30 protein-coding genes are annotated in these 20,312 nt (G+C 43.6%); all 30 read right to left on the reverse strand.

Annotated elements, in window-relative coordinates:
• Positions 1–870 (reverse strand): LamG domain-containing protein (locus NWP25_RS06055; protein ID WP_280650595.1); only part of this gene is annotated, 870 nt, incomplete at its 3' end.
• A 563-nt stretch (positions 871–1,433) separates the two neighbouring features.
• Positions 1,434–4,079: a DNA methyltransferase gene (locus NWP25_RS06060; RefSeq protein WP_280650594.1), complete on the reverse strand. Its 2,646-nt coding sequence runs from the start codon at positions 4,077–4,079 to the stop codon at positions 1,434–1,436.
• Between the two features lie 155 nt (positions 4,080–4,234).
• On the reverse strand, positions 4,235–4,585 hold the full coding sequence (locus NWP25_RS06065; RefSeq protein ID WP_280650593.1) for a helix-turn-helix domain-containing protein: 351 nt from the start codon (positions 4,583–4,585) through the stop codon (positions 4,235–4,237).
• Positions 4,586–5,044: 459 nt separating this feature from the next.
• Positions 5,045–6,142 (reverse strand): peptide chain release factor 1, encoded by a 1,098-nt coding sequence (gene prfA / locus NWP25_RS06070; RefSeq protein WP_280650592.1) that lies wholly within the window; start codon positions 6,140–6,142, stop codon positions 5,045–5,047.
• 101 nt (positions 6,143–6,243) lie between these two features.
• Positions 6,244–6,486, reverse strand: a complete 243-nt coding sequence (gene rpmE / locus NWP25_RS06075; RefSeq protein ID WP_280650591.1) for a 50S ribosomal protein L31 — start codon at positions 6,484–6,486, stop codon at positions 6,244–6,246.
• Positions 6,487–6,584: 98 nt separating this feature from the next.
• Entirely contained in the window at positions 6,585–7,001 is a 417-nt protein-coding gene (rpsI, locus tag NWP25_RS06080; protein ID WP_280650590.1) for a 30S ribosomal protein S9, read from the reverse strand.
• Positions 7,001–7,459 carry a 50S ribosomal protein L13 gene (rplM, locus tag NWP25_RS06085; RefSeq protein WP_280650589.1) on the reverse strand — a complete coding sequence of 153 codons (459 nt, stop codon included), beginning with the start codon at positions 7,457–7,459 and terminating at the stop codon, positions 7,001–7,003. Before rplM ends, rpsI begins: the two co-directional genes overlap by 1 nt.
• 12 nt (positions 7,460–7,471) lie before the next feature.
• Complete coding sequence (gene truA, locus NWP25_RS06090) at positions 7,472–8,359, reverse strand: tRNA pseudouridine(38-40) synthase TruA (RefSeq protein ID WP_280650588.1); 888 nt, start codon at positions 8,357–8,359, stop codon at positions 7,472–7,474.
• Between the two features lie 74 nt (positions 8,360–8,433).
• The gene (gene rplQ / locus NWP25_RS06095) at positions 8,434–8,784 is read right to left on the reverse strand and encodes a 50S ribosomal protein L17 (protein ID WP_280650587.1); all 351 of its coding nucleotides are present in this window, start codon (positions 8,782–8,784) and stop codon (positions 8,434–8,436) included.
• A gap of 33 nt (positions 8,785–8,817) precedes the next feature.
• Positions 8,818–9,765, reverse strand: coding sequence for a DNA-directed RNA polymerase subunit alpha (locus tag NWP25_RS06100; RefSeq protein ID WP_280650586.1), 948 nt, complete (start codon positions 9,763–9,765; stop codon positions 8,818–8,820).
• A gap of 352 nt (positions 9,766–10,117) precedes the next feature.
• Positions 10,118–10,513: a 30S ribosomal protein S11 gene (rpsK, locus tag NWP25_RS06105; RefSeq protein ID WP_271732200.1), complete on the reverse strand. Its 396-nt coding sequence runs from the start codon at positions 10,511–10,513 to the stop codon at positions 10,118–10,120.
• A 75-nt stretch (positions 10,514–10,588) separates the two neighbouring features.
• On the reverse strand, positions 10,589–10,969 hold the full coding sequence (rpsM, locus tag NWP25_RS06110; RefSeq protein WP_280650585.1) for a 30S ribosomal protein S13: 381 nt from the start codon (positions 10,967–10,969) through the stop codon (positions 10,589–10,591).
• Between the two features lie 110 nt (positions 10,970–11,079).
• On the reverse strand, positions 11,080–11,193 hold the full coding sequence (rpmJ, locus tag NWP25_RS06115; RefSeq protein WP_280650584.1) for a 50S ribosomal protein L36: 114 nt from the start codon (positions 11,191–11,193) through the stop codon (positions 11,080–11,082).
• Positions 11,194–11,309: 116 nt separating this feature from the next.
• Positions 11,310–11,534, reverse strand: coding sequence for a translation initiation factor IF-1 (infA, locus tag NWP25_RS06120; RefSeq protein WP_006276978.1), 225 nt, complete (start codon positions 11,532–11,534; stop codon positions 11,310–11,312).
• Positions 11,535–11,738: 204 nt separating this feature from the next.
• Positions 11,739–12,293, reverse strand: a complete 555-nt coding sequence (locus NWP25_RS06125) for an adenylate kinase (protein ID WP_280650600.1) — start codon at positions 12,291–12,293, stop codon at positions 11,739–11,741.
• 5 nt (positions 12,294–12,298) lie between these two features.
• Entirely contained in the window at positions 12,299–13,612 is a 1,314-nt protein-coding gene (gene secY, locus NWP25_RS06130; protein WP_280650583.1) for a preprotein translocase subunit SecY, read from the reverse strand.
• Between the two features lie 71 nt (positions 13,613–13,683).
• Complete coding sequence (rplO, locus tag NWP25_RS06135; protein WP_280650582.1) at positions 13,684–14,127, reverse strand: 50S ribosomal protein L15; 444 nt, start codon at positions 14,125–14,127, stop codon at positions 13,684–13,686.
• A 268-nt stretch (positions 14,128–14,395) separates the two neighbouring features.
• Positions 14,396–14,920, reverse strand: coding sequence for a 30S ribosomal protein S5 (gene rpsE / locus NWP25_RS06140; protein ID WP_280650581.1), 525 nt, complete (start codon positions 14,918–14,920; stop codon positions 14,396–14,398).
• Between the two features lie 85 nt (positions 14,921–15,005).
• Entirely contained in the window at positions 15,006–15,368 is a 363-nt protein-coding gene (gene rplR, locus NWP25_RS06145; RefSeq protein ID WP_280650580.1) for a 50S ribosomal protein L18, read from the reverse strand.
• Positions 15,369–15,370: 2 nt separating this feature from the next.
• Positions 15,371–15,919, reverse strand: a complete 549-nt coding sequence (gene rplF, locus NWP25_RS06150; RefSeq protein ID WP_280650579.1) for a 50S ribosomal protein L6 — start codon at positions 15,917–15,919, stop codon at positions 15,371–15,373.
• A gap of 46 nt (positions 15,920–15,965) precedes the next feature.
• Positions 15,966–16,367: a 30S ribosomal protein S8 gene (rpsH, locus tag NWP25_RS06155; RefSeq protein WP_280650578.1), complete on the reverse strand. Its 402-nt coding sequence runs from the start codon at positions 16,365–16,367 to the stop codon at positions 15,966–15,968.
• Between the two features lie 20 nt (positions 16,368–16,387).
• Complete coding sequence (gene rplE / locus NWP25_RS06160) at positions 16,388–16,936, reverse strand: 50S ribosomal protein L5 (RefSeq protein ID WP_280650577.1); 549 nt, start codon at positions 16,934–16,936, stop codon at positions 16,388–16,390.
• A 76-nt stretch (positions 16,937–17,012) separates the two neighbouring features.
• Positions 17,013–17,366 carry a 50S ribosomal protein L24 gene (gene rplX / locus NWP25_RS06165; protein WP_280650576.1) on the reverse strand — a complete coding sequence of 118 codons (354 nt, stop codon included), beginning with the start codon at positions 17,364–17,366 and terminating at the stop codon, positions 17,013–17,015.
• Positions 17,366–17,734, reverse strand: a complete 369-nt coding sequence (gene rplN, locus NWP25_RS06170; RefSeq protein WP_280650575.1) for a 50S ribosomal protein L14 — start codon at positions 17,732–17,734, stop codon at positions 17,366–17,368. Before rplN ends, rplX begins: the two co-directional genes overlap by 1 nt.
• Positions 17,735–17,775: 41 nt before the next feature.
• Positions 17,776–18,027, reverse strand: a complete 252-nt coding sequence (gene rpsQ, locus NWP25_RS06175) for a 30S ribosomal protein S17 (protein WP_280650574.1) — start codon at positions 18,025–18,027, stop codon at positions 17,776–17,778.
• A gap of 6 nt (positions 18,028–18,033) precedes the next feature.
• Entirely contained in the window at positions 18,034–18,261 is a 228-nt protein-coding gene (gene rpmC / locus NWP25_RS06180) for a 50S ribosomal protein L29 (RefSeq protein WP_280650573.1), read from the reverse strand.
• 3 nt (positions 18,262–18,264) lie between these two features.
• Complete coding sequence (rplP, locus tag NWP25_RS06185; RefSeq protein ID WP_280650572.1) at positions 18,265–18,690, reverse strand: 50S ribosomal protein L16; 426 nt, start codon at positions 18,688–18,690, stop codon at positions 18,265–18,267.
• A 68-nt stretch (positions 18,691–18,758) separates the two neighbouring features.
• Positions 18,759–19,514 carry a 30S ribosomal protein S3 gene (rpsC, locus tag NWP25_RS06190; RefSeq protein WP_280650571.1) on the reverse strand — a complete coding sequence of 252 codons (756 nt, stop codon included), beginning with the start codon at positions 19,512–19,514 and terminating at the stop codon, positions 18,759–18,761.
• Positions 19,515–19,565: 51 nt separating this feature from the next.
• Positions 19,566–19,925, reverse strand: a complete 360-nt coding sequence (gene rplV / locus NWP25_RS06195; RefSeq protein WP_280650570.1) for a 50S ribosomal protein L22 — start codon at positions 19,923–19,925, stop codon at positions 19,566–19,568.
• A 64-nt stretch (positions 19,926–19,989) separates the two neighbouring features.
• Positions 19,990–20,268: a 30S ribosomal protein S19 gene (rpsS, locus tag NWP25_RS06200; RefSeq protein ID WP_280650569.1), complete on the reverse strand. Its 279-nt coding sequence runs from the start codon at positions 20,266–20,268 to the stop codon at positions 19,990–19,992.
• Between the last annotated feature and the right edge of the window lie 44 nt (positions 20,269–20,312).

The raw sequence follows: 20,312 nt of genomic DNA on the forward strand, positions 1-20,312 counted from the left end.
ATTGTTTACCACTGTTTGCTCAACTGTAGAAATCAACTCAAGTATCCACTCGTTACCAACACCAGCATTCCAGGTTGTTACACCTTGTGCTATGTCAGGACGATGTAAATAATCTCCTTTCCACGACTTGAGTTTGATTTTGTTGTCACTGATTGATTCAACTATCCACTCGTTACCAATACCAGTATTCCAGGTTGTTACACCTTGTGCTGTGTCAGGACGATGTAAATAATCTCCTTTCCACGACTTGAGTTTAATTTTACTATTTGTTGGTAGTTTAGTGGCGGTGGCGGTGGAAAATAAACTGGATATCTCACTGTCATTCAAGGCTGTGTCGTAAACACGCAATCCGCTATAACGAGCATCGGGGGCGAATTTGTTGTGAACCCCCACAAGGGAGCGGCCTAGCTTAAAGGCTTGACCATTCGCAATATTGGCTACCCCGTTTCCAGTGGCATTTCCTAAGATTACCCCGTCAATATATAATTTCAGGGATTTGCCTTGGCGTACTACTGCTAGGTGATGCCATTTTCCATCATTGAAGCCGTCTGTTTTAGTTTCTACGCCTATATAGTTAGTACCATTCTGATCTTGGTCTACTTCAGATGCAATAATACCACCAGGTCTAGATTCGTGTTTGCCGGTCATGCGAATGCAGAAAAAGTTGCCATGAGACCCTGCTGCACGGTTGCCAGCTATGTCAAAGTAACGATAGGACTCTTTTGTTTGCAACCAAAAAGCTAGGGTAAAATCCCCAGTACCAAATTGACCGATTTGAGTACCAAAGGAAACAAATGAATTGTCTGAACCGTTAATGTGTACTGCTGTGTTCCCCCCTGGTCCTTCATTGTCCAAGGTTGCATTTGACAATGTACCCTCAATTTGTGATACGTTTCCTTTCTGGGTCAAGAGGCATGGGAATGAATTAATCATGGCGGTTATATGCACTAAATAAATAATGAAGTCAATAAATGACTTTTTCTTTTTTAGATACTACTATTACCACCTATTCATCTTGAGTATAATTACGAAAATTAACAGAAATTTAGCTTATTAAATATGTGGTGAAATATGATTTAATAATTGGTAATTTACAGCACTTTTTGGTGTGGTGATATACAGTATTGGCGGGCAAGATGCCCACCCACAAAAGTTTCATGATTATGATTTGTACTTCATAAGAACGAAATCTATTGTAGCGGTAACTTGAAGTAAAATAAACCGTCAATTCTCAGAACTTTTTGTTTTTCTATGTTTTGGTTATACTTAAAAAAAATTAATAATTTTTAGCTGCTCTAGGTGCATTAGCAAGAATTTCAAATACTCTACAAAAGTCGATACAACTCCTGTCTGTTTTCACTGTATTTTTTAGTGTAAATTATAGATGCCCACAGTATCTATTTTACGGATAATATTATGGTTTGACCTTGTTCTTATTTTGCGGCTAATTCTAAATTTAATGTCAGCATTTTTTCTAAAATGTCATCGTTGGTTTTGAAGTTATAAGCTTCCATTACCAATGTATCTAGTTCCTCATGGAGTTTATATAATTTGCTGCTGGGTTCGTTGTGGAATTTATTATATAATGTTGTGATTCCCCACTGTTTAGACTCCATTTGTTGAGTGCGATATTCATGGAGTTCTACAGCTTTGGCTCGGATTTTTTCTACTATCTCCCCTGTTGCTGTCTGGGGAAAGGGAAAGGTTTCAAAGCAGGTGGTATGTGTGTAGCGAGTATCTCCCTTTAAAGTAGAACTTTGGGCTTTTACCCACTGGCGATGTGTTTTAGATGTAAGAATACCTAATATGTAAAAGTCATCTGATGCAATTACAATATTTAAGTCCCCAGGTAGCCAGTTTGATGATGCTGGAATAAATATAGCCCATTTGGAAACTCTGGGTACTGCAAAGTAATAAGATAAAGATGAAATAGCTTTTCTCATAGCTGGACGAGGGGAAAAAAAATTCCACCAGTATTTTCTTGCTTTAGCATCTCTATTATTATCTCTTTCTGGCTTGACATTGATTTTAATGTGTTCAAAAGGTAATTGATACTCACTCGCATCCTCAAGACTCATATCATTAAAATCAATAATCCACCGCTCTGGTTTACCATGGGGATTTTGCGCCAGATTTGCACCCATGGAAAATAGTTTTAATACCTCTTGATTTTTCCCATCAGCGTTTATCCATTCCTTTACTTGCTCCTCTGTCACCAAAAACCCTTTCCCTAGGGGAATCACCCCTTGAAAGCATTTATTCAAATTGGCTTTTAACCCCACAGCTTGAGAAACATCAATACTAGATTTCAAAGAAGAATTAATTCTGCTAACCACTTCATCATCTAAATAGTATTTACCCGGTTGAGCCTTACACCAGTTGACAATACTTACATGAACCTTCGCCTCCCTAGACCATGGTTGTGTAGATACAGCCTCATGAATATAACCCTGATTTTGAGTAATATAATCCAAAGCCGCGGCTCTACTTTTACCCTGACTGACAGAATTAGTCGCAACTAAACCCGCTCTTCCATGTTCATCAAGGTGTTGGTGCGCTAACCTGAACCAATAGGCGCAAAAATCTACTGAATCTTCAACTTCGGGGAATTGTTGAAAAACCTTATCTATATATTCATCCCCTAAAGCTATTCTCATATGTTTACCCCCCAAAAACGGCGGATTCCCAATAATTGCATTCACCTTTGGCCATTGACTAAATAAAGCATCCCCACAGATAATATTTTTATCCAAAGAATTTAAAGGCAAAGCCGGCTCAGTTAACTGTAATTTATCAATGGCAATTTTCCGGCCAATCATCAATGTTACTCGGGCTAACTCCACGGCAAATAAATTAGTATCCATGCCATAAAATTGCATAGGAGTTACCAAACCTATGTGCATTTGCTTAGAGGTTAATTTCTGATTTTCCTGGATTTTCTCCAAGAGCAGGGTTTCAATTCTTTTTAATTCCTGATAGGCTATGTACAGGAAGTTGCCAGAACCACAAGCGGGATCAAAAACTCGATAACTTTGTAGTTCTAACTGAAGTAGTTCTAATTCTTTGAGGCTGTTAGCTTCTTCTATTCTTTCTTCCCAATAACGACTAATGGTAGGGCGGACAATTTTCATAATGTCCACTTCTGATGTGTAATGAATACCCTTAGCGTGACGTTCTTGTTTATCTACTGTCCCCTCAAATAAATTACCAAAAATAGCTGGTCTAACTTTACTCCAATTCTCTTTAGCTGAAACATCCAGAAATTTTAATTCCTCTGGGGTCAGTTCCAACGCTTCAATGTGAGAAAATAACCCGCCATTAAAATACTCCACCCCTTGATAACGTCCTGCTGGGGTTTTACCTGGTAGATTCATTTCCCGGAATAACCCGCCCAAAAGGTCATAGGAACTTGCGCCATTAATGCAGTCTTGAATGCAAGAAATAAACATATCCCGCGGTAACAGTTGTCTGTCTTCAGCAAACATAGCCAAGACGCATTGCAAAATAAACCTTTGTGCGGTTAGTTTCTCAATTCCCCGGTTTTGTAATTCTAAAAGCAATTCCCCCATGGGTCGGGCGGCTCTTTCTGTAACTTCTACCTGGTTGTTTTTGAATAGGGGAGTTTTATTGCCAAATTCCATAAAGCTAAAGGCTCCCGCCCTTTGTGGTAGGTGCTCTAGGGATATTTCATCTACAGGTGTATCTAATTGAATATCAAAGTCAAATATCCAAAATTCATCAAAGTTACATAATATGACATATTTGGGACGTTGGGGTACTAACCTTGTCCAATAATCAAATGCTTGGGAATAATGTTTACTCAGGTCTTCACCGCGTTTTTTCATCTCAATTAATACGCGGGGTTTCCACACTAGGTCAGCAAACCCGGTTTTACCTTTTTTACTTCCTTTTTTGACGGGTTCTTCAAATTTCGCCCCAGCTTCCAAGGCTCCCTCATGTCCAAATGCTCTGAAAAAGCGGTCTAGGAATGTTTGCGCTTCCCTTTTTTCTTTTCCTTTGATGTGTTGCTGACAAAAGTTGACAAATTTATTTAGGCTTTCGGGGGTTGCTGTGGCCATTTTGAATTAGTAATTGTCCTAAGTAGTTTTAACAACTCCTATGTTATTGATTAATCAGGACAAATAGGAAAAAATCTTTCCCCATGTTAATTACGAATCACCAATTACCCTAGGGAGAGAGCTTCTCCCCTCAAATAAGTATTAGGAATCAGGAATTAGGAATTACCCCCAGCTTCCGCAGCCGCAGCTAACCTATCCATCACAGCTCTACCAACTATGGCTACTTCATTCAATGGCATACACTTGATGTGCTTAACCATTTGATTTACATCCGTAGATTCCGACATTGGCTTGACACCGATGTAGTGAAGCAATTCCTCCATGGTGTAGCCTGCTTTGGCGGCAATGTTGGCTAAGTTTTCTGTATCTGGGATGGATTCTCCCTTTTCCCACAGTTGCACCGCAGTGGCAGAAACACCGAGAAGCTTACCAAAACCCCTCTGACTCATGGATCCACGAGCCATTTTTACTACTTCAATCAGTTTCCTTCTAGCTTCTAAATCCACTGGTGTAATCTTACTTCCACTACAGTTAATAGTTTACTTTTTTGCGGATCAAAATATTTGATTAGTCTAGGCATTTAAGGCATTTACAAGGTGGCTGGACAATGGTGTACCTTAGGGTATGCTTCGTTTACAGAACTTTCCGGTGTGGTGATATACAGTATTGGCGGGCAAGATGCCTACCCCACAAAAGTTTCATGATTATGATTTGTACTTCATAAGAACGAAATCTGCTGTATATTTCTTGTATTCAACCTTTGCTGCAATAGCTAGAGAATTTTAATTATATTAGTTTACTAACTTAGGATTTTACTAACTTACTGGTTTACTAATTTATTTTATTTCAGTGAAATGTCATAGGCACTTAGCATTGCGTTAGAAAACCGCCTGTCTGTATTGAAAGATACTGAAAAACTAGCGGTTTTCTAGGAGGTTTAAAACTACAAATTAGAAAACTACAAATTAGTTAGAGGTAGCACTTGCTAACTCTGCTAGACGTTCCTGCTGGTCTTGAGAGATACAAGATTGAATCAACGTTTCGAGGTCTCCTTCCAACACAGGATTAAGAGAGTAATTCTGTCCCAGGCGGTGGTCGGTAACGCGGTTGTCTTTGTAGTTGTAGGTACGGATTTTTTCTGAGCGTGATCCTGTGCCCACCTGCGATCGCCGCATGGAAGTTACAGCTTCTTGTTGTTCGCTTAACTTCATTTCATAAAGTTTCGCCCGGAGGATTTGCATTGCCCGTTCTTTGTTTTGCAGCTGGCTACGTTCTTCCGTACAGAAAATCCGGATCCCAGTAGGTTTGTGGTACAAGTCAGCTGCGGTTTCCACCTTGTTCACGTTTTGTCCACCTGCTCCGCCGGAACGAGCTGTAGTCATTTCAATATCCTTGGGATCAATATGGATTTCCACATCGTCCACCTCTGGCATAATGGCCACTGTGGCGGTGGAGGTGTGAACCCTTCCCCCAGCTTCAGTAGCTGGTACACGTTGTACCCGATGGACTCCCGCTTCAAACTTCAGCTTGCTGTAAACACTATCACCCTGAATTTCCAGGATTACTTCTTTAAAGCCGCCCATTTCACCTGGTGACTCGCTCACCAGTTTGACTTTCCAATGTTGGAGTTCAGCATAGCGGGAGTACATCCGCAGCAGATCCCCAGCCCAAATACTCGCTTCGTCACCGCCAGTACCAGCGCGAATTTCCAACATGATGTTTTTCTCATCGTTGGGATCCCGGGGTAACAGCAAGACCTTCAAGCGATTTTCTAAGTGTTCTAGTTTTTCCTCTAATTCATCTACTTCCAAAGCCGCCATTTCTTGCAACTCTGGATCACCATTGGCTTCTTTGAGTACCTGACGTGCTCCTAATAATTCTTCGGTAGCCGTTTTCCAAGTTTCGTAAGTATTAACCACCTCCTCCAAGGATGAACGAGTCTTGGCGATTTTCTGATACTCATCAGGATTGTTAGCAGTATCAGGGTCAGCCAGACGACGGGTTAATTCATTAAAGGTTTGTTCAACAGACTTTAGTTTTTCTAGCAGGTATGTTTCAGCCATAACGAATGAAATCGCTCCTTACAAATAACAAGTTGGCGGGAGCAAAAAACGACAATCGACCCAGCGGTTGCGGGGTCGTGGTTAACAGCAGAGCCAACCCGCTATTTCTTTTTGCTTTTCTCGTCGGAGGCTTGAGTGCTGCTCATACCGTATTTACGCAAGAAGCGTTCAACTCGACCCTCAGTGTCAATTAGCTTCTGAGTTCCAGTATAAAAGGGGTGATTTCCAGACCAAACATCCACGTGCAATTCTGGCTTGGTAGAGCCAACAGTCATGACAACTTGACCGTTACAGTAAACTTTAGCTTCTGGATACCACTGGGGATGAATATCGGGTTTAGCCATGTTTTTTGTCCTTAACCTATATCAATTATAACTTTCAGATGAGAATGGGGACTGGGGCACAATTGTCTCTATTACCAATAACCAATCCCCCAATGTGCTTAACGTTTGGAGTACTGAGGAGCTTTCCGGGCCTTGTGCAAACCATATTTTTTCCGTTCTTTGGCACGAGGATCCCGAGTCAGGTAGCCCTCGGTTTTCAAAGGTGAACGGTTATCGGGGTCGAGTTGACACAGAGCGCGAGCCACTCCCAAACGAATAGAGTCAGCCTGGCCTGTCAAGCCACCGCCTTCAGCTTTGACCAAAATATCGTATTCGTTTTCCAGGCCTAAAGTTTCCAGAGGATTTTTAATCAGTCCCAAGTAGTTGGCATTGAATTGAAAGTACAATTCTCCAGGCTTGCCATTGACAATCAACTTACCTTCACCGGGAACTAGTCTTACCCGTGCTACTGCGGACTTACGACGACCAGTACCCCAGTACACAGCGCGACCACTATTGATATCTACCACTACCATTAATTTTCTGCTCCAGGAATTGTATTAACTTTTAGTTCTTTGGGTTTTTGGGCTTCGTGGGGATGAGTTGGTCCAGCGTAAACTTTGAGTTTCGTGAACAACTGCCTACCCAGACTATTTTTAGGTAGCATACCTTTAACAGCATGTTCTAGTATCCGTTCTGGTAAGCGCTGTTGCAGTTTAGCAAAAGTTTCTGTTTTCATTCCCCCGGGACGGCCTGAATGGCGACGGTAAAGTTTTTGGCTGCGCTTTTTGCCTGTAACTGCTATTTTTTCGGCATTGATGACAATTACAAAGTCACCTGTATCCAAGTGGGGAGTATATTCGGCTTTTCTTTTGCCTCTGAGAACCATAGCGATTTCAGCAGCGAGGCGGCCGAGGCGTTTATCAGTGGCATCTACTATGTACCACTCATGCTCAAGGGATGCTTGAGGAGGAAGGTATGTTTTTGTTGTCATTAGGGTTTTGGTTTACAAGATGGGTGTGGAATTGAGGTGAACGGTATCTGTTTGGGGATATTCCTGGGGAATAGCTGTAGGAAAGACCAACTTCGGCAGGGTTTCGTACCAAATTTCTGGGGGAAAAGGAAAATCTGGATAGCCTACTCTTAACAAACACAATCCCTGGGGAGGGGCTGCGTGTTTTACCTTTTCCCGGTGTTCTTGTTTCCAGAGTTGGGTAAACTTAGCAAGTGTTAGCTTGCCCCCGCCTACTTGTACCAGCATCCCTACTAACAGCCTGACCATGCCATACAAAAATGCATTGGCCTGAATTTCAATATGAAGAAATGGCCCACTACGATGACATTCTGCTGCTTGCACCTCTACCCAAGAATGCGATCGCTTGGAACCTGCACGATGAAATGCGGCCAAATGATGCTTCCCCAATAAAGGTTCGAGTGCAGTTTGGATTAAGCGTTCATCCAGGGGTGCATAATAATAATGCCAACTGAAGGGTCTAACGAACAAGTTCGGTCGTTCTTCAGTGTATATCGTGTAGCGATACCGTCGGTAAGCGGCACTAAAGCGAGCATGCCAACGATTATCTACACCAGCTGAAGCCCTTATTAGTATATCTTGAGGCAGATAGCTGTTGAGAATTGATGCCCACTTGTGAGGCGGGATAAATCCTGTAGCTTCAAAATGGGCTACTTGAGCTGCTGCATGAACTCCAGAATCTGTTCGCCCGGCTCCATGTAAAGTGACATGATAACCAAGAACCGTTGCGATGGCTGTTTCGATTTCTTCTTGAACTGTACGATGGTGCTTTTGTCTTTGCCAGCCGTGAAAATGAGTGCCCAAGTATTGAATTACCAGGGCGACTCGATGGGTTGGCGTAGGCTGGTGGCTTTCTAACATAGAGATTGCGTCTGTTGGTACTTGTCTTTGTCATTAACTTAATGACTCATGACCAATGACCAAGGACTGATGAACTAGACTAGCTCGATGATTGCCATTTTCGCCTGATCTCCCCGACGGGGAACGGTATGGAAGATGCGGGTATAACCGCCATTACGGTTACCATAGCGAGTTGGTGCTTGCTCAAATAAAGCATGAACCAGTTGCTTGTCGTAGATATAGCCCAGAGCTTCCCGACGTGCTGCTAAGGAGCCGTCTTTAGCTAGGGTAATCATTTTATCTACTTCGCTACGCACAACTTTAGCTCTAATTAAAGTTGTAGTGATGCGGCCATGACGGATGAGTTCGGTGGTTAGCGCTCGCAACAGGGCGCGGCGCTGGTCAGCTGGTTTACTGAGTTTTTTGACTCGACAACGGTGACGCATAATAATGCACTATGAATTAGTAAAAGTTTTGGCTTATGTGTGTTTAGAGCCTCTTTCTTGGGGCAAGGTAATACCTAAACGGCGCTGTAAAGCTTCCACTACCTCTTCCGCTGATTTTTGTCCAAAGTTTTTAATTTCCAACAAATCTTCTTGGGTAAAATCCAATAGGTCTGCCACAGAGTTAACTTGTGCTCGTTTGAGACAGTTATAAGCCCGCACAGAAAGTTGCAACTCTTCTATGGGAATTTGGGCAGTGGGATCGTCTGGGATTTCAGCCCCTGTTTCTGTTGGCTCTAGGGAGATATCTTTCAATGGATTGAATAGATCTACCAGAATAGCGGCTGCTGAGGATAGTGCTTCTTGGGGGGAGATACTGCCATTTGTCCAAACTTCTAATAGTAGTCTGTCTTTGGTAACTGAGCCGTCCCCACGGGCTTCTTCCACACTGTAGTTAACTTTTCGCACTGGCATAAACACCGAGTCGATTTGCAAGAAGTCCAAGGAGGTAGCTTCTTCCCGTCCTCGCTCCACTGTACGATACCCTTTGCCTTTCTCAATGCGAAATTCCATTTCCAGCTTGCCACCTTCAGCCAAGGTAGCCACATACTGGGTTTGGTCTATAACCTCCACTTCACCGGGCAAATCAAAATGCGCCACAGTGACTGTTGCAGGACCGTTAACGAGTAATCTGCCAATTTGGGGTTGAGAAGAATAGCTTCTGAGAATTACTTCCTTCATTCTCATCAGTATTTCCAACACGTCTTCCCGTACCCCCGGAACTGTAGCAAACTCGTGGGTTACACCTGCAATTCTGACTGCTGTCACTGCTGTCCCCTCTAGATTCGACAGTAAAACCCGCCGCAGCGCGTTGCCAACTGTTGTTCCTTGGCCACGCTCTAGAGGTTCCAGCACAAATTTACTGTAATGGCTCCGACTTTCCTCAGTATTAGATTCTACACATTCGATTTGAAACTGCGCCACGGATTAGCCTCCCTTCTTTAAGGTGCTGCTAGCAGGCAAATCAATTGCCTCCCGAATTTACTTTTACTTTCCTAGCTTTTCTAGGTGTATTCAACTGCCAATTTTCAAGGGCAGTATAGATATTTTGATCATCCTAGTTAGGGGAGATCTTTATTTATAGCCGTAGTCACACAGGTGATGCCAATGGTGATTGTCCAAACAAACTCAGGTTACTGAGTTTATCTTCAGCACTCAGGATATGGTTTGAAATGGTTTGAAGTTGAGCAGCCCTCCCTACAGGAAGAGCTGATTTACTTCTAGTTGCTCAATCCATCAGCAAGAGTTTGTAGAGCCAATGGCCAACAGGTTGGATTTAAACTCGACGGCGCTTGGGTGGACGGCAACCATTGTGAGGAATGGGGGTAATGTCCCGAATCAGAGTAATTTCCAGCCCTGCTCCTTGGATAGCCCGAATAGCGGTTTCTCTACCTGCTCCGGGGCCACTTACCATTACCTCAATTTGGCGCATTCCTTGATCTATAGCCCGACGAGCTGCACTTTCAGCGGCGGTTTGTGCTGCAAAGGGAGTTCCCTTTTTTGCTCCCTTAAAACCGCTAGAACCAGCACTAGCCCATGAGATCACGTCGCCATTTTGATCGGTAATGGTGACAATGCTATTGTTAAAAGTAGACTGGATGTAGGCCATCCCGTTGGGTACGTTGCGCTTCTGCTTTTTGCTCCCGCCTTTTTTAGTTGGTTGTCTTGCCATATCTGTTTAGTTAATCTAAGGTAAAATTTGTCTTTCCTGGGGTAACCTAGGCCAACACTAGCCAGGATGGAAAGTTTATTTGCCTGGAGCCTTTTTCTTTCCAGCCACTGTCTGCCTTCTCCCCCGACGGGTTCTAGCATTAGTGCGAGTTCTTTGACCTCTCACTGGTAAGCCCATCCTGTGACGACGACCTCTGTAGCAACCAATATCAATCAAGCGCTTGATGTTCATGGCTTCTAACCGCCGCAAGTCGCCTTCAACTTGATAGTTAGTTTCTATTTCGCCGCGCAGGGCTGCTACATCAGCATCACTTAAGTCTTTAACGCGGGTATCTGGGTTTACACCTGTAACGGCTAAAATTTCCTGAGACCTTGTTAATCCTATTCCGTAAATGTAAGTCAGACCAATTTCAACACGCTTATCGCGTGGAAGGTCTACTCCGGAAATACGTGCCACAACTAATTTCTCCCTATTGTTATCGCAATTACTCTTACAAAGGCCTGATTAATTACCTTTGTTTTCTTTAATGGTGATTCTGTGATTTCACTCTTTGATGTGTCAGAGTGTTAGCCTTGGCGTTGTTTGTGCTTCGGATTCGCGCAAATCACCATAACCCGTCCGCGACGACGGATTACGTTACATTTGTCACAGATTTTTTTCACTGAGGCTCGAACTTTCATGCCTTTTCTAATTGACTCCAAATAGTAAATTATAGCATTTTTAGGAAAATTAATTCAGTTTAGTAAGTGGGTAGAACCCAAAAACATGGTTTTATGGTAAAATTTGCTACATATAACTATTTTTTCCGCAGTCTATAGGTGATTCTGCCTTTTGTCAGGTCGTAGGGAGTTAACTCGACTTTGACGCGATCGCCAGGTAAAATCTTGATGTAATTACGGCGAATCTTACCGGAAATGTGTGCCAAGACATTGAATCCATTGTCCAAGTCAACGCGAAACATCGCATTGGGCAGGGATTCAGTCACAGTGCCTTCCATTTCGATCAAATCTTGCTTAGACAATTTGTTTTTTCCTCAATTCAACAATCTCCTCTGGATTCAATTGCAGTCTTTCATCTGCAAAAGAACACATTTTGAGAAATATATCAACAGTTTATTAATATATCTTAGCTAAAATTGGCGAACATCTTGTCCACACGGGAAATAGACGCGATTAATCGCGTCTGGACTAGGGAGTAAGTAATAACTTTTACTCCCACTCTTACCTTATGAAGTGATGATTGTTCGCAATTTGTGAGTGACTTCTTCTTGGGGCTGATGGCCGTTGACTGTTAGAAGTTTATGGCGATGGCGGTAATAGTCAATCAATGGTGCAGTCTCAGCACGGTAAACATCCAAACGATGACGAATTACCTCTTCGGTATCATCTTTTCGTCCTCTAGCTAGTAAACGTGCTACCACCTCCTCGTCTGGAGCATCAAGGTTAATCACCCGTTCGTCACTCTGATTAATTTCCCAGAGAAAGTTTTCCAGAAAAACTGCTTGTGTGACCTTGCGAGGAAAACCATCAAGAATCCAACCAGATTGAACATCTGGTTGACTAAACCGCTCCTGTACCAAATCCTGTACTAACTGGTCGGGGACTAAATCGCCGCTATTGACATAACTTTGAGCTTTAATTCCCAAAGGAGTTTGCTCTTTCATAGCTTGCCTTAAGATTTCCCCCGTGGAAATATGGGGAATCTTCAAGTCTTCAGCTAAAACTTGAGCTTGAGTTCCTTTCCCAGATCCAGGTGGTCCCAAGAAAATTAATCGCGTCACTGTCACTATTGTTTCACCATTCCTTCATAACGCTGAGATATCACGTAAGTTTGAACTTGCTTTGCTGTATCAATTGCTACACCTACTAAAATCAACAAAGAGGTAGCACCCAATCCTCTAAAGGTTGGTACTCCCAGAGCACTTTCAACAGCCGTGGGGATAATAGCAACAAATCCCAAAAATATCGCACCTAAAAAAGTTAGTCGATTGATCACACGCTCAAGATACTCACTGGTAGCTTTTCCGGGACGAATCCCAGGAATACTAGATCCCATTTTCTTCAAATTCTGGGCTACATCAACTGGGTTAACAATCAATGAGGAATAGAAGTAACTAAAGAAAACAATTGAGACCAAATAGACCAGAGCATAAACCCAAGCTCCGGAACCCCCGGGACTGAGATAAGTATTGACAATGTTGGCGATTTCGGGCTTGCCAGTAAAATTAGCAAGTAACAGTGGCAGACTCAATATTGCAGTAGCAAAGATAATCGGCATTACACCCCCGGAATTGAGCCGCAAGGGTAAATAGCTGCGCTGTTCCGCCAATACTCTGCGACCTACTTGACGACGAGCGGAAATAATCGGGATGCGACGGATACCTTCTTGAACAAAAACAATACCAACAATTGTTGCCAGGAATACCAATACCAGAACGATCACGCGGCCTACTATTTCTCTACCGCCAACTTGCACCAAATCAATGGTATCGCCCAAAGCTTTAGGTAATGAAGCTACGATATTGACAAAAATCAACAATGATGCACCATTTCCCAATCCCCGTTCTGTAATCAGTTCTGATGCCCACATGACAAACATAGAACCAGCAGTGAGAGCGATGGCTGTTTCAGCCACAAAAGCCATCCCTGGATTCAAGGCAAATTGCTGGAGAAAGAATGCCGAAAAAGCGACACTTTGAATAGTTGCCCAAACTACAGTTACATAGCGTGTGATTTGGGAAATTTTCCGCCGACCCGCCTCGCCTTCATTTTTCTGTAAGTTTTCTAAAGATGGAATTGCCGCAGTGAGTAATTGGATAATAATGGACGCATTAATAAAAGGTAAAATCCCCAAAGCGAAAATTCCCAAAGTGGAAAGTCCACGTCCAGAAAAGATATCCAATAAACCAAAGACGGCATTATTACTGGATATAGCCGCAGCGAACCGCTCTCTATCAAGACCTGGTACTGGCAAAAATATGCCCAGGCGAACCAAAATTAAAATACCGACAGTGACAAGCAGCCTACCTCTGAGGCCAGCTGCTTGGGCCATCTGCATAAAAGTTTCTTGAGCCGTTGGGGCTTTTTCTCGACTGATCATAGAATGCTACCTCCATGGTGAACCAGGCGCTGGCAGCGATAAGAAATGCAAAGTGCGCTTTTCCGGCTCACTTATAAGACCTCGCAACTACCACCAGCAGCCTCAATTTTGCTACGAGCTTGTCCTGTAAAAGCTGCTGCTTGTACCTTTAGGGGTACATTCAAGTCGCCGTTGCCCAAAATTTTTAATGGACCCTTAGCAGCAGTAATGATCCCTGCCTGTTTGAGAGAGGTCAAAGTGACTTCCGTATTGGCAGGAAGGGAAGCCAGCTTGTCTACATTAATCGTAGTGTAAATTTTCCGATTCACAATCGGAAACCCCTTAAGCTTAGGTAAGCGCCGGTACAATGGTTGTTGACCACCTTCAAAACCTGGTCTAGTACTGCTACCAGAACGAGATTTTTGACCTCTCATACCTAAACCAGCGCTAGCACCTTGACCGGCGGAAATACCTCTAGCTACGCGCCGACGGCGTTTTTTTGAACCTTTTTGGGGCTTAACATCATTGAGTCTCATAATGTAATTAGTAATTGTTTACACAAAAGCTCTGATTGGAAAGTAATCTTACTGGGGGTTTAGCCAGTGTAGAGTAAAAACACTAGCCTCAATTTTTGCTTTATTGCGTTTTTTGGTGTACGCAGTTGATCACAGCTAGTGACCTAGTAGGCTTGTTAACGACTCCCAGTATCCCCTTGGACATTAACTGAAGTTCAGTTGATACTGCACAACATGACTAGATCCACTGTTGCAGCTTAATTTCCCCAGGGTATGAGGACAAAAAATTCTAAATATAGAGTTTTTCAATAGGAATACCCCGGTCTTCAGCCACTTCAGCAATAGTACGTAGTGTAGATAAAGCATTCACTGCGGCTCTAGCATTATTGAGTGGATTGTTGGAACCCAGTTGCTTTGCCAAGATGTTACGAACACCAGCCAATTCCAGTACAGTCCGGACAGCACCGCCGGCAATTACCCCAGTACCAGGTGAAGCAGGACGCATGATCACCTTAGCACCGCCACCCACACCATCAATAGGATGGGGAATGGAATTGGATTTAGTCATGGGGATGTCTATGAGATGTTTTTTGCCGTCGGCTACGCCTTTTTTAACAGCACCGATGACATCTGAGGCTTTGCCTACTCCTACACCAACTTGTCCACGTTCATTACCAACGACCACAATGGCTCGGAAGCTGAGTTTTTTACCTCCCTTAACGACCTTACTCACCCGTCGAATCTGGATGACGCGCTCTTGCCAGTTGGTTTCTTCTTTTTTTGTGCGGTTAGCTTTACGACGACCAGTTGCCATAATCAAATGCTCTCTATTAGTCAGTTGTCTTTTGTCTTTTGTCTTTTGTCCTTAGCCAATGACTAATGACTAATGACTAATGACTTTAGAAATCTAAACCAGCTTCCCGTGCCGCATCAGCTAGGGCTTTGATACGACCATGATATAAGTTGCCACCGCGATCAAAGACTACTTTGGTAATTCCTTTTTCTAACAATCGCACTGCTATCAACTTGCCAACTTGGGCTGATGCCTCACAACTAGCGCCTGTAGTTAAATTAGATTTCAACTCTGGTTCAACACTCGAGGCTGCTACTAATGTATGATGCTGTGTATCATCAATTACTTGAGCGTAAATATGTTCGTTGGAACGAAACACGGCTAAACGCGGACGTTCTGGGGAGCCGCTAACTTTACCACGAACGCGCCGATGGCGACGCTGTTTTGATTCTCTACGAGTAAGTTTCATTGTTACTTCTTACCACTCTTACCAGTCTTACCAGCTTTGCGTCTAACTACTTCACCGACATAACGAATCCCTTTACCTTTGTAGGGTTCTGGGGGACGAACAGCGCGAATCTTTGCAGCTGTGTTACCTACCATTTCTTTGTCATAACCACTGACGACGACGTTAGTGTTATTTTCCACAGCAAACTGAATTCCCTCTGGTGGAACAATTTGGACTTGATGGCTGTAACCAATATTCAAAACGAGGTTACGACCTTGAACTTGTGCCCGGTAACCCACACCTTGAATTTCCAAGCGGCGCTGAAAACCTTGGGATACTCCCTCGACCATGTTAGCCACCAAGGTACGGCTTAAACCGTGCATTTGCCTAGAAACGCGAGTGTCATCGCGACGGTTTACTTGTAATATTTCCCCTTCTTTGGAGACAATGACATTGGTAGACAAGGTGCGAGAAAGTTGACCTTTGGGGCCTTTGACTAGAACCTTGCTGCCATCGATTGTCACTTCCACTTTGGCGGGAATAGTAATTGGACGTTTACCAATACGAGACATGATTTTTTGTCCTTTATCTTGAGTCCTGATCCCTAAGGATTAATGACTACCAAACATAGCAAAGTACTTCACCACCCAAGCTCTGACGACGTGCTTCACGGTCAGTCATGATGCCACTGGATGTAGAAATAATGGCAATGCCGATGCCACCTAGTACCCTGGGTAATTCTTTTCTAGTGGAATAAACTCGCAAACCAGGTTTACTGACTCGCTTCAAGGCAGTGATTAAAGGCTGACGATTTTTACCCTTGTATTTTAGGGAAATCACCAGGTTGCGCTTAATTCCTTCTCCTGCTTCTACAACGTCAGCAACAAAACCTTCCTCTTGTAGTACTTTGGCAATACTACGAGTCATTTTTGTGGCTGGCACTTGTGTAGTTTGATGCCTTGCCAGGTTGGCATTGCGGATGCGCGTCAGCATATCTGCAACTGTATCGTTAGCCGCCATCTTTCCCTCTTTAGATGAACTTATTGATCGCGAAAGGGCATTCCTATTTCTTTAAGTAAGGCGCGACCCTCTTCGTCGTTTTTCGCTGTTGTGATGATGGAAATATCCATACCACGAATTTGATCGATACTGTCGTACTCGACTTCTGGAAAAATTAGCTGTTCTCTAACACCTAGAGTATAGTTACCGCGACCGTCAAAACTTTTAGGACTAATGCCGCGAAAGTCTCTAATTCTGGGTAGTGATAAGCTAATTAATCTGTCCAGAAAAGCATACATTCGTTCGCCCCTGAGGGTTACCATGATGCCAACAGGCATACCCTGACGAATTTTAAAGCCCGCGATGGCTTTTTTCGCCCGCGTCACCACTGGTTTTTGTCCAGTGATCAGCGCAATTTCATTTAAAGACGCTTCTAGCGCCTTAGCATTTTGAGCCCCTTCCCCTAAACCTCGGTTAACAGTAATTTTCACCAACTTCGGGACTTGATGAATGTTAGTGTACTGAAACTGATTCATCAGTTTAGGGACAACTGTCTCTTGGTATAAGCTTTTGATTCTCGAGGTGGGCATAGTTATTTGTCCTTATCCCTGGGCTTGGTCAGGGAAATTGTTTAAGTAATGAAGTGCAGAGCGGGGAGTGAGGAATTTAGTTATCGAGAATTTCACCTGTTTTTTTGAGCATTCTCACTTTTTTACCTTCTGCGGTAAAGGTGTAGCAAACACGACTGGTGACGTTTTGCTTAGTGGAGTAGAGCATCACGTTGGAACTATGAATGGGAAATTCCTTGGTCACAATTCGACCTGATTCCCCTTCTTGTTGGGGTTTAACGTGCTTCGTCTTCACATTCACACCTTTGACAAGGACTTGACTTAGTTCGGGTAATGCTCGGACTACTTCGCCAACTTTGCCTTTGTCTTTGCCTGCAATTACTTGCACAGTATCACCAGTTTTGACGTGCATTTTATGGAAAACTTTCGGCTTTGCTTTGCGGTTTGCCATTACAGCACCTCCGGAGCCAAAGAAACGATTTTAGTAAAGTTTTTATCCCGTAGTTCCCGAGCTACTGGGCCAAACACCCGTGTACCTTTGGGATTGCCGTCTTTGTTGATAATTACAGCAGCGTTATCGTCAAAGCGAATAGTCATACCACTATCCCTGCGGATGTTATGACGAGTGCGGACAATTACTGCCTCGATGACATCCGACTTTTTCACCGCCTGGTTAGGGATGGCGTCTTTGACAACAGCGATAATTTTGTCGCCGATGAAACCATAACGTCTGTTGCCAGCACCTAATACACGGATGCACATAATTTTTTTAGCACCGCTATTATCTGCGACATTGAGGTAAGTCTGGGGTTGAATCACAATTAGTCTCCCTTTTGGAGTTTTTAGTTTTGTAACCGGTGTTACGTTGTTGCCTTGGTACTCAAGATCTCTTTGACTTGCCAGCGTTTGGTTTTACTCAGAGGTCTAGTTTCTTGAATCCGCACGCGATCGCCGACTTTGCATTTACTTTCTTCGTCGTGAACCTTATAACGCCGGGTTTGAACTATAATTTTGCCGTACTTGGGATGAGGGGAGCGATTTTCCACAGCGACTACCACTGTTTTTTGCATTTTGTCGCTCACTACTAAGCCGACTCGTTCTTTGATAGCCATAATCTTTTACTGTTCTTCTTTAGTCCTTTGACTTTCTGCCCGTTTGCGCTCAGTCTCCACGGTTAGTAACTGGGCGAGGCGATGTCGGGCGTGTCCGAACTGATGAGGCTTGTCTAATTGTCTAGTTGCTTTTTGCAAACGCAACTGAAACAGTTGTTTTTTGACAGCGACAATTTCCTCAGCCAGTTTATCGTCACTTAATTCTCTAGCTTCTGAAATTTTGGGAAGAGGCATAACCTACTCCTGCTCCTGTGGTTGAGAACGCACAATAAACTTAGTTTTGATTGGCAGCTTGTTTGCAGCCAAGCGCATAGCTTCCCGAGCGATTTCTTCGGAAACGCCAGCGATTTCAAACATAATGCGTCCCGGCTTAACTACGGCCACCCAAAACTCCGGCGAACCCTTACCAGAACCCATCCGGGTTTCTGCGGGGCGCATGGTTATGGGTTTATCCGGGAAAATGCGAATCCAGATTTGTCCACCACGGCGAATGTAACGGGTCATAGCCCGACGGGAGGCCTCAATTTGCCGGGAGGTAATCCAAGATGGTTCTTGAGCTTGGAGCCCAAAATCACCAAAGTTAATACTGGAGCCACGGTTAGCTACGCCTTGCATGCGTCCGCGCTGTTGTTTGCGGAATTTAGTTCTTTTAGGACTTAACATGGTTCGTCATTGGTCATTGGTCATTGGTCACTGGTCATTGGTCATTGGTAAGGACTAATGACTAATGACTATCCTTCATTAGAGCGGTCTTCAAATTGCTGACGACGGCGTTGTTGTTGACGACGACGAGGTTCGCGCTCGCGTGTAGTGGATGGGGGGGGAGTTTCTTCTTGTCCCGGGATAATTTCTCCTTTAAACACCCACACTTTAATGCCCAGAATCCCGTAAATTGTTTTAGCTGTGCAGTAAGAGTAGTCAATATCAGCCCGTAGGGTGTGTAAAGGTACTCTACCTTCACGAGTCCACTCTGTGCGAGCGATTTCTGCACCGTTGAGCCGACCACTGACTTGAATTTTAATTCCCAGAACACCAGCACGTTGAGCGCGCTGAATAGCTTGCCGTACTACCCGCCGAAACGAAACACGTCGTTCTAATTGTTGAGCAATGTACTCGCCAATCAGGGGGGCATCGGCATCAACTTTTTGGACTTCGACCACATTAATGCGAATTTGGCGATTGCTGCCGAGCATTTCTTGCAGTCCCATCCGCAGTGATTCAATACCTTGTCCACCGCGACCCACAACTACACCAGGTCTAGCTGTGTGTACTTCCAAGTCAATTTGGTCAGCTTTGCGCTCAATTCTAACTTCCGAGATCCCGGCGTTGTTTTGAGCAAGTCTACCCAGCTTTTGTTCTATGTATTTACGAAGTTTGTGGTCTTCTTGTAAAAGTTCTGGATAGCGTTCAGGAACTGCAAACCAACGGGATTGATGTTCTTGTGTAATACCCAGGCGAAAACCAACTGGATGAATTTTCTGTCCCACAAATGCTTCCTCTAAAATTTCTGACTTTACGCAATTTTTCGTGTCTGATAATTATTCGGCAGTAGCATCAGCAGCCACAGCCACGGTGATATGACACGTTGGCTTGCGAATTTGGTAAGCTCGCCCCTGTGCCCTTGGTTGAAATCGTTTTAGCACTGGACCTTGATTGGCATATGCCTGAGTAATTACCAATTTTGTTCGGTCTAAACCGGCATTGTGTTCGGCATTAGCAGCTGCACTTCTGAGAAGTTTCAATACTGGTTCACAGGCTCGGTAAGGCATGAATTCCAGTATAATTAGTGCTTCTCGGTAAGAAAGCCCCCTAATTTGGTCAAGGACACGACGCACTTTGTAAGGAGACATGCGGATATAACGAGCGATCGCTTTTACTTCAGTAGTATCAATAGCCATAATTTTCTCCTTTAGTCATTAGTGATTGCTCATTAGTCATCAGCTAAAGACTAATGACTAATAACTATCTCCCTGCTTTTTTATCAGTTTTGCCATGGCCTTTATAGGTACGTGTGGGGGCGAATTCTCCCAACTTGTGACCTACCATTTGTTCGTTGACAAAAACCGGAACGTGTTGTCGTCCGTTGTGAACAGCTATGGTGTGACCTATCATTAACGGCAAAATTGTCGAGGCTCGCGACCAAGTTTTAACAACTTGTTTTTCGTTTTTAGCGTTTAGCTTTTCAATTTTGGTAAGCAAATGGTCTGCTACGAAAGGACCTTTTTTTAGAGAACGACCCATAGTTTGACTTTGGAGTTTAGAGTTTAGATTTTGAATTAAAAATT

It is taken from the genome of Umezakia ovalisporum Ak1311, assembly GCF_029891685.1.
GTDB classification, from domain to species: domain Bacteria; phylum Cyanobacteriota; class Cyanobacteriia; order Cyanobacteriales; family Nostocaceae; genus Umezakia; species Umezakia ovalisporum.

Bases quoted from the DNA above. Each gene is read 5' to 3' on its own strand.
- rplP (WP_280650572.1), bottom strand. From the start codon at position 18,690: ATGTTAAGTCCTAAAAGAACTAAATTCCGCAAACAACAGCGCGGACGC.
- rpsI (WP_280650590.1), bottom strand. From the start codon at position 7,001: ATGGTAGTGGTAGATATCAATAGTGGTCGCGCTGTGTACTGGGGTACT.
- rplX (WP_280650576.1), bottom strand. From the start codon at position 17,366: ATGGCAAACCGCAAAGCAAAGCCGAAAGTTTTCCATAAAATGCACGTC.
- rpsE (WP_280650581.1), bottom strand. From the start codon at position 14,920: ATGGCAACTGGTCGTCGTAAAGCTAACCGCACAAAAAAAGAAGAAACC.
- secY (WP_280650583.1), bottom strand. From the start codon at position 13,612: ATGATCAGTCGAGAAAAAGCCCCAACGGCTCAAGAAACTTTTATGCAG.
- rpsS (WP_280650569.1), bottom strand. From the start codon at position 20,268: ATGGGTCGTTCTCTAAAAAAAGGTCCTTTCGTAGCAGACCATTTGCTT.
- rpmC (WP_280650573.1), bottom strand. From the start codon at position 18,261: ATGCCTCTTCCCAAAATTTCAGAAGCTAGAGAATTAAGTGACGATAAA.
- truA (WP_280650588.1), bottom strand. From the start codon at position 8,359: ATGTTAGAAAGCCACCAGCCTACGCCAACCCATCGAGTCGCCCTGGTA.
- rpmE (WP_280650591.1), bottom strand. From the start codon at position 6,486: ATGGCTAAACCCGATATTCATCCCCAGTGGTATCCAGAAGCTAAAGTT.
- rpmJ (WP_280650584.1), bottom strand. From the start codon at position 11,193: ATGAAAGTTCGAGCCTCAGTGAAAAAAATCTGTGACAAATGTAACGTA.
- rplF (WP_280650579.1), bottom strand. From the start codon at position 15,919: ATGTCTCGTATTGGTAAACGTCCAATTACTATTCCCGCCAAAGTGGAA.
- rplR (WP_280650580.1), bottom strand. From the start codon at position 15,368: ATGAAACTTACTCGTAGAGAATCAAAACAGCGTCGCCATCGGCGCGTT.
- rpsK (WP_271732200.1), bottom strand. From the start codon at position 10,513: ATGGCAAGACAACCAACTAAAAAAGGCGGGAGCAAAAAGCAGAAGCGC.
- rplM (WP_280650589.1), bottom strand. From the start codon at position 7,459: ATGACAACAAAAACATACCTTCCTCCTCAAGCATCCCTTGAGCATGAG.
- rplQ (WP_280650587.1), bottom strand. From the start codon at position 8,784: ATGCGTCACCGTTGTCGAGTCAAAAAACTCAGTAAACCAGCTGACCAG.
- rpsQ (WP_280650574.1), bottom strand. From the start codon at position 18,027: ATGGCTATCAAAGAACGAGTCGGCTTAGTAGTGAGCGACAAAATGCAA.
- rplE (WP_280650577.1), bottom strand. From the start codon at position 16,936: ATGCCCACCTCGAGAATCAAAAGCTTATACCAAGAGACAGTTGTCCCT.
- rpsH (WP_280650578.1), bottom strand. From the start codon at position 16,367: ATGGCGGCTAACGATACAGTTGCAGATATGCTGACGCGCATCCGCAAT.
- rplV (WP_280650570.1), bottom strand. From the start codon at position 19,925: ATGGCTATTGATACTACTGAAGTAAAAGCGATCGCTCGTTATATCCGC.
- rplO (WP_280650582.1), bottom strand. From the start codon at position 14,127: ATGAGACTCAATGATGTTAAGCCCCAAAAAGGTTCAAAAAAACGCCGT.
- NWP25_RS06060 (WP_280650594.1), bottom strand. From the start codon at position 4,079: ATGGCCACAGCAACCCCCGAAAGCCTAAATAAATTTGTCAACTTTTGT.
- prfA (WP_280650592.1), bottom strand. From the start codon at position 6,142: ATGGCTGAAACATACCTGCTAGAAAAACTAAAGTCTGTTGAACAAACC.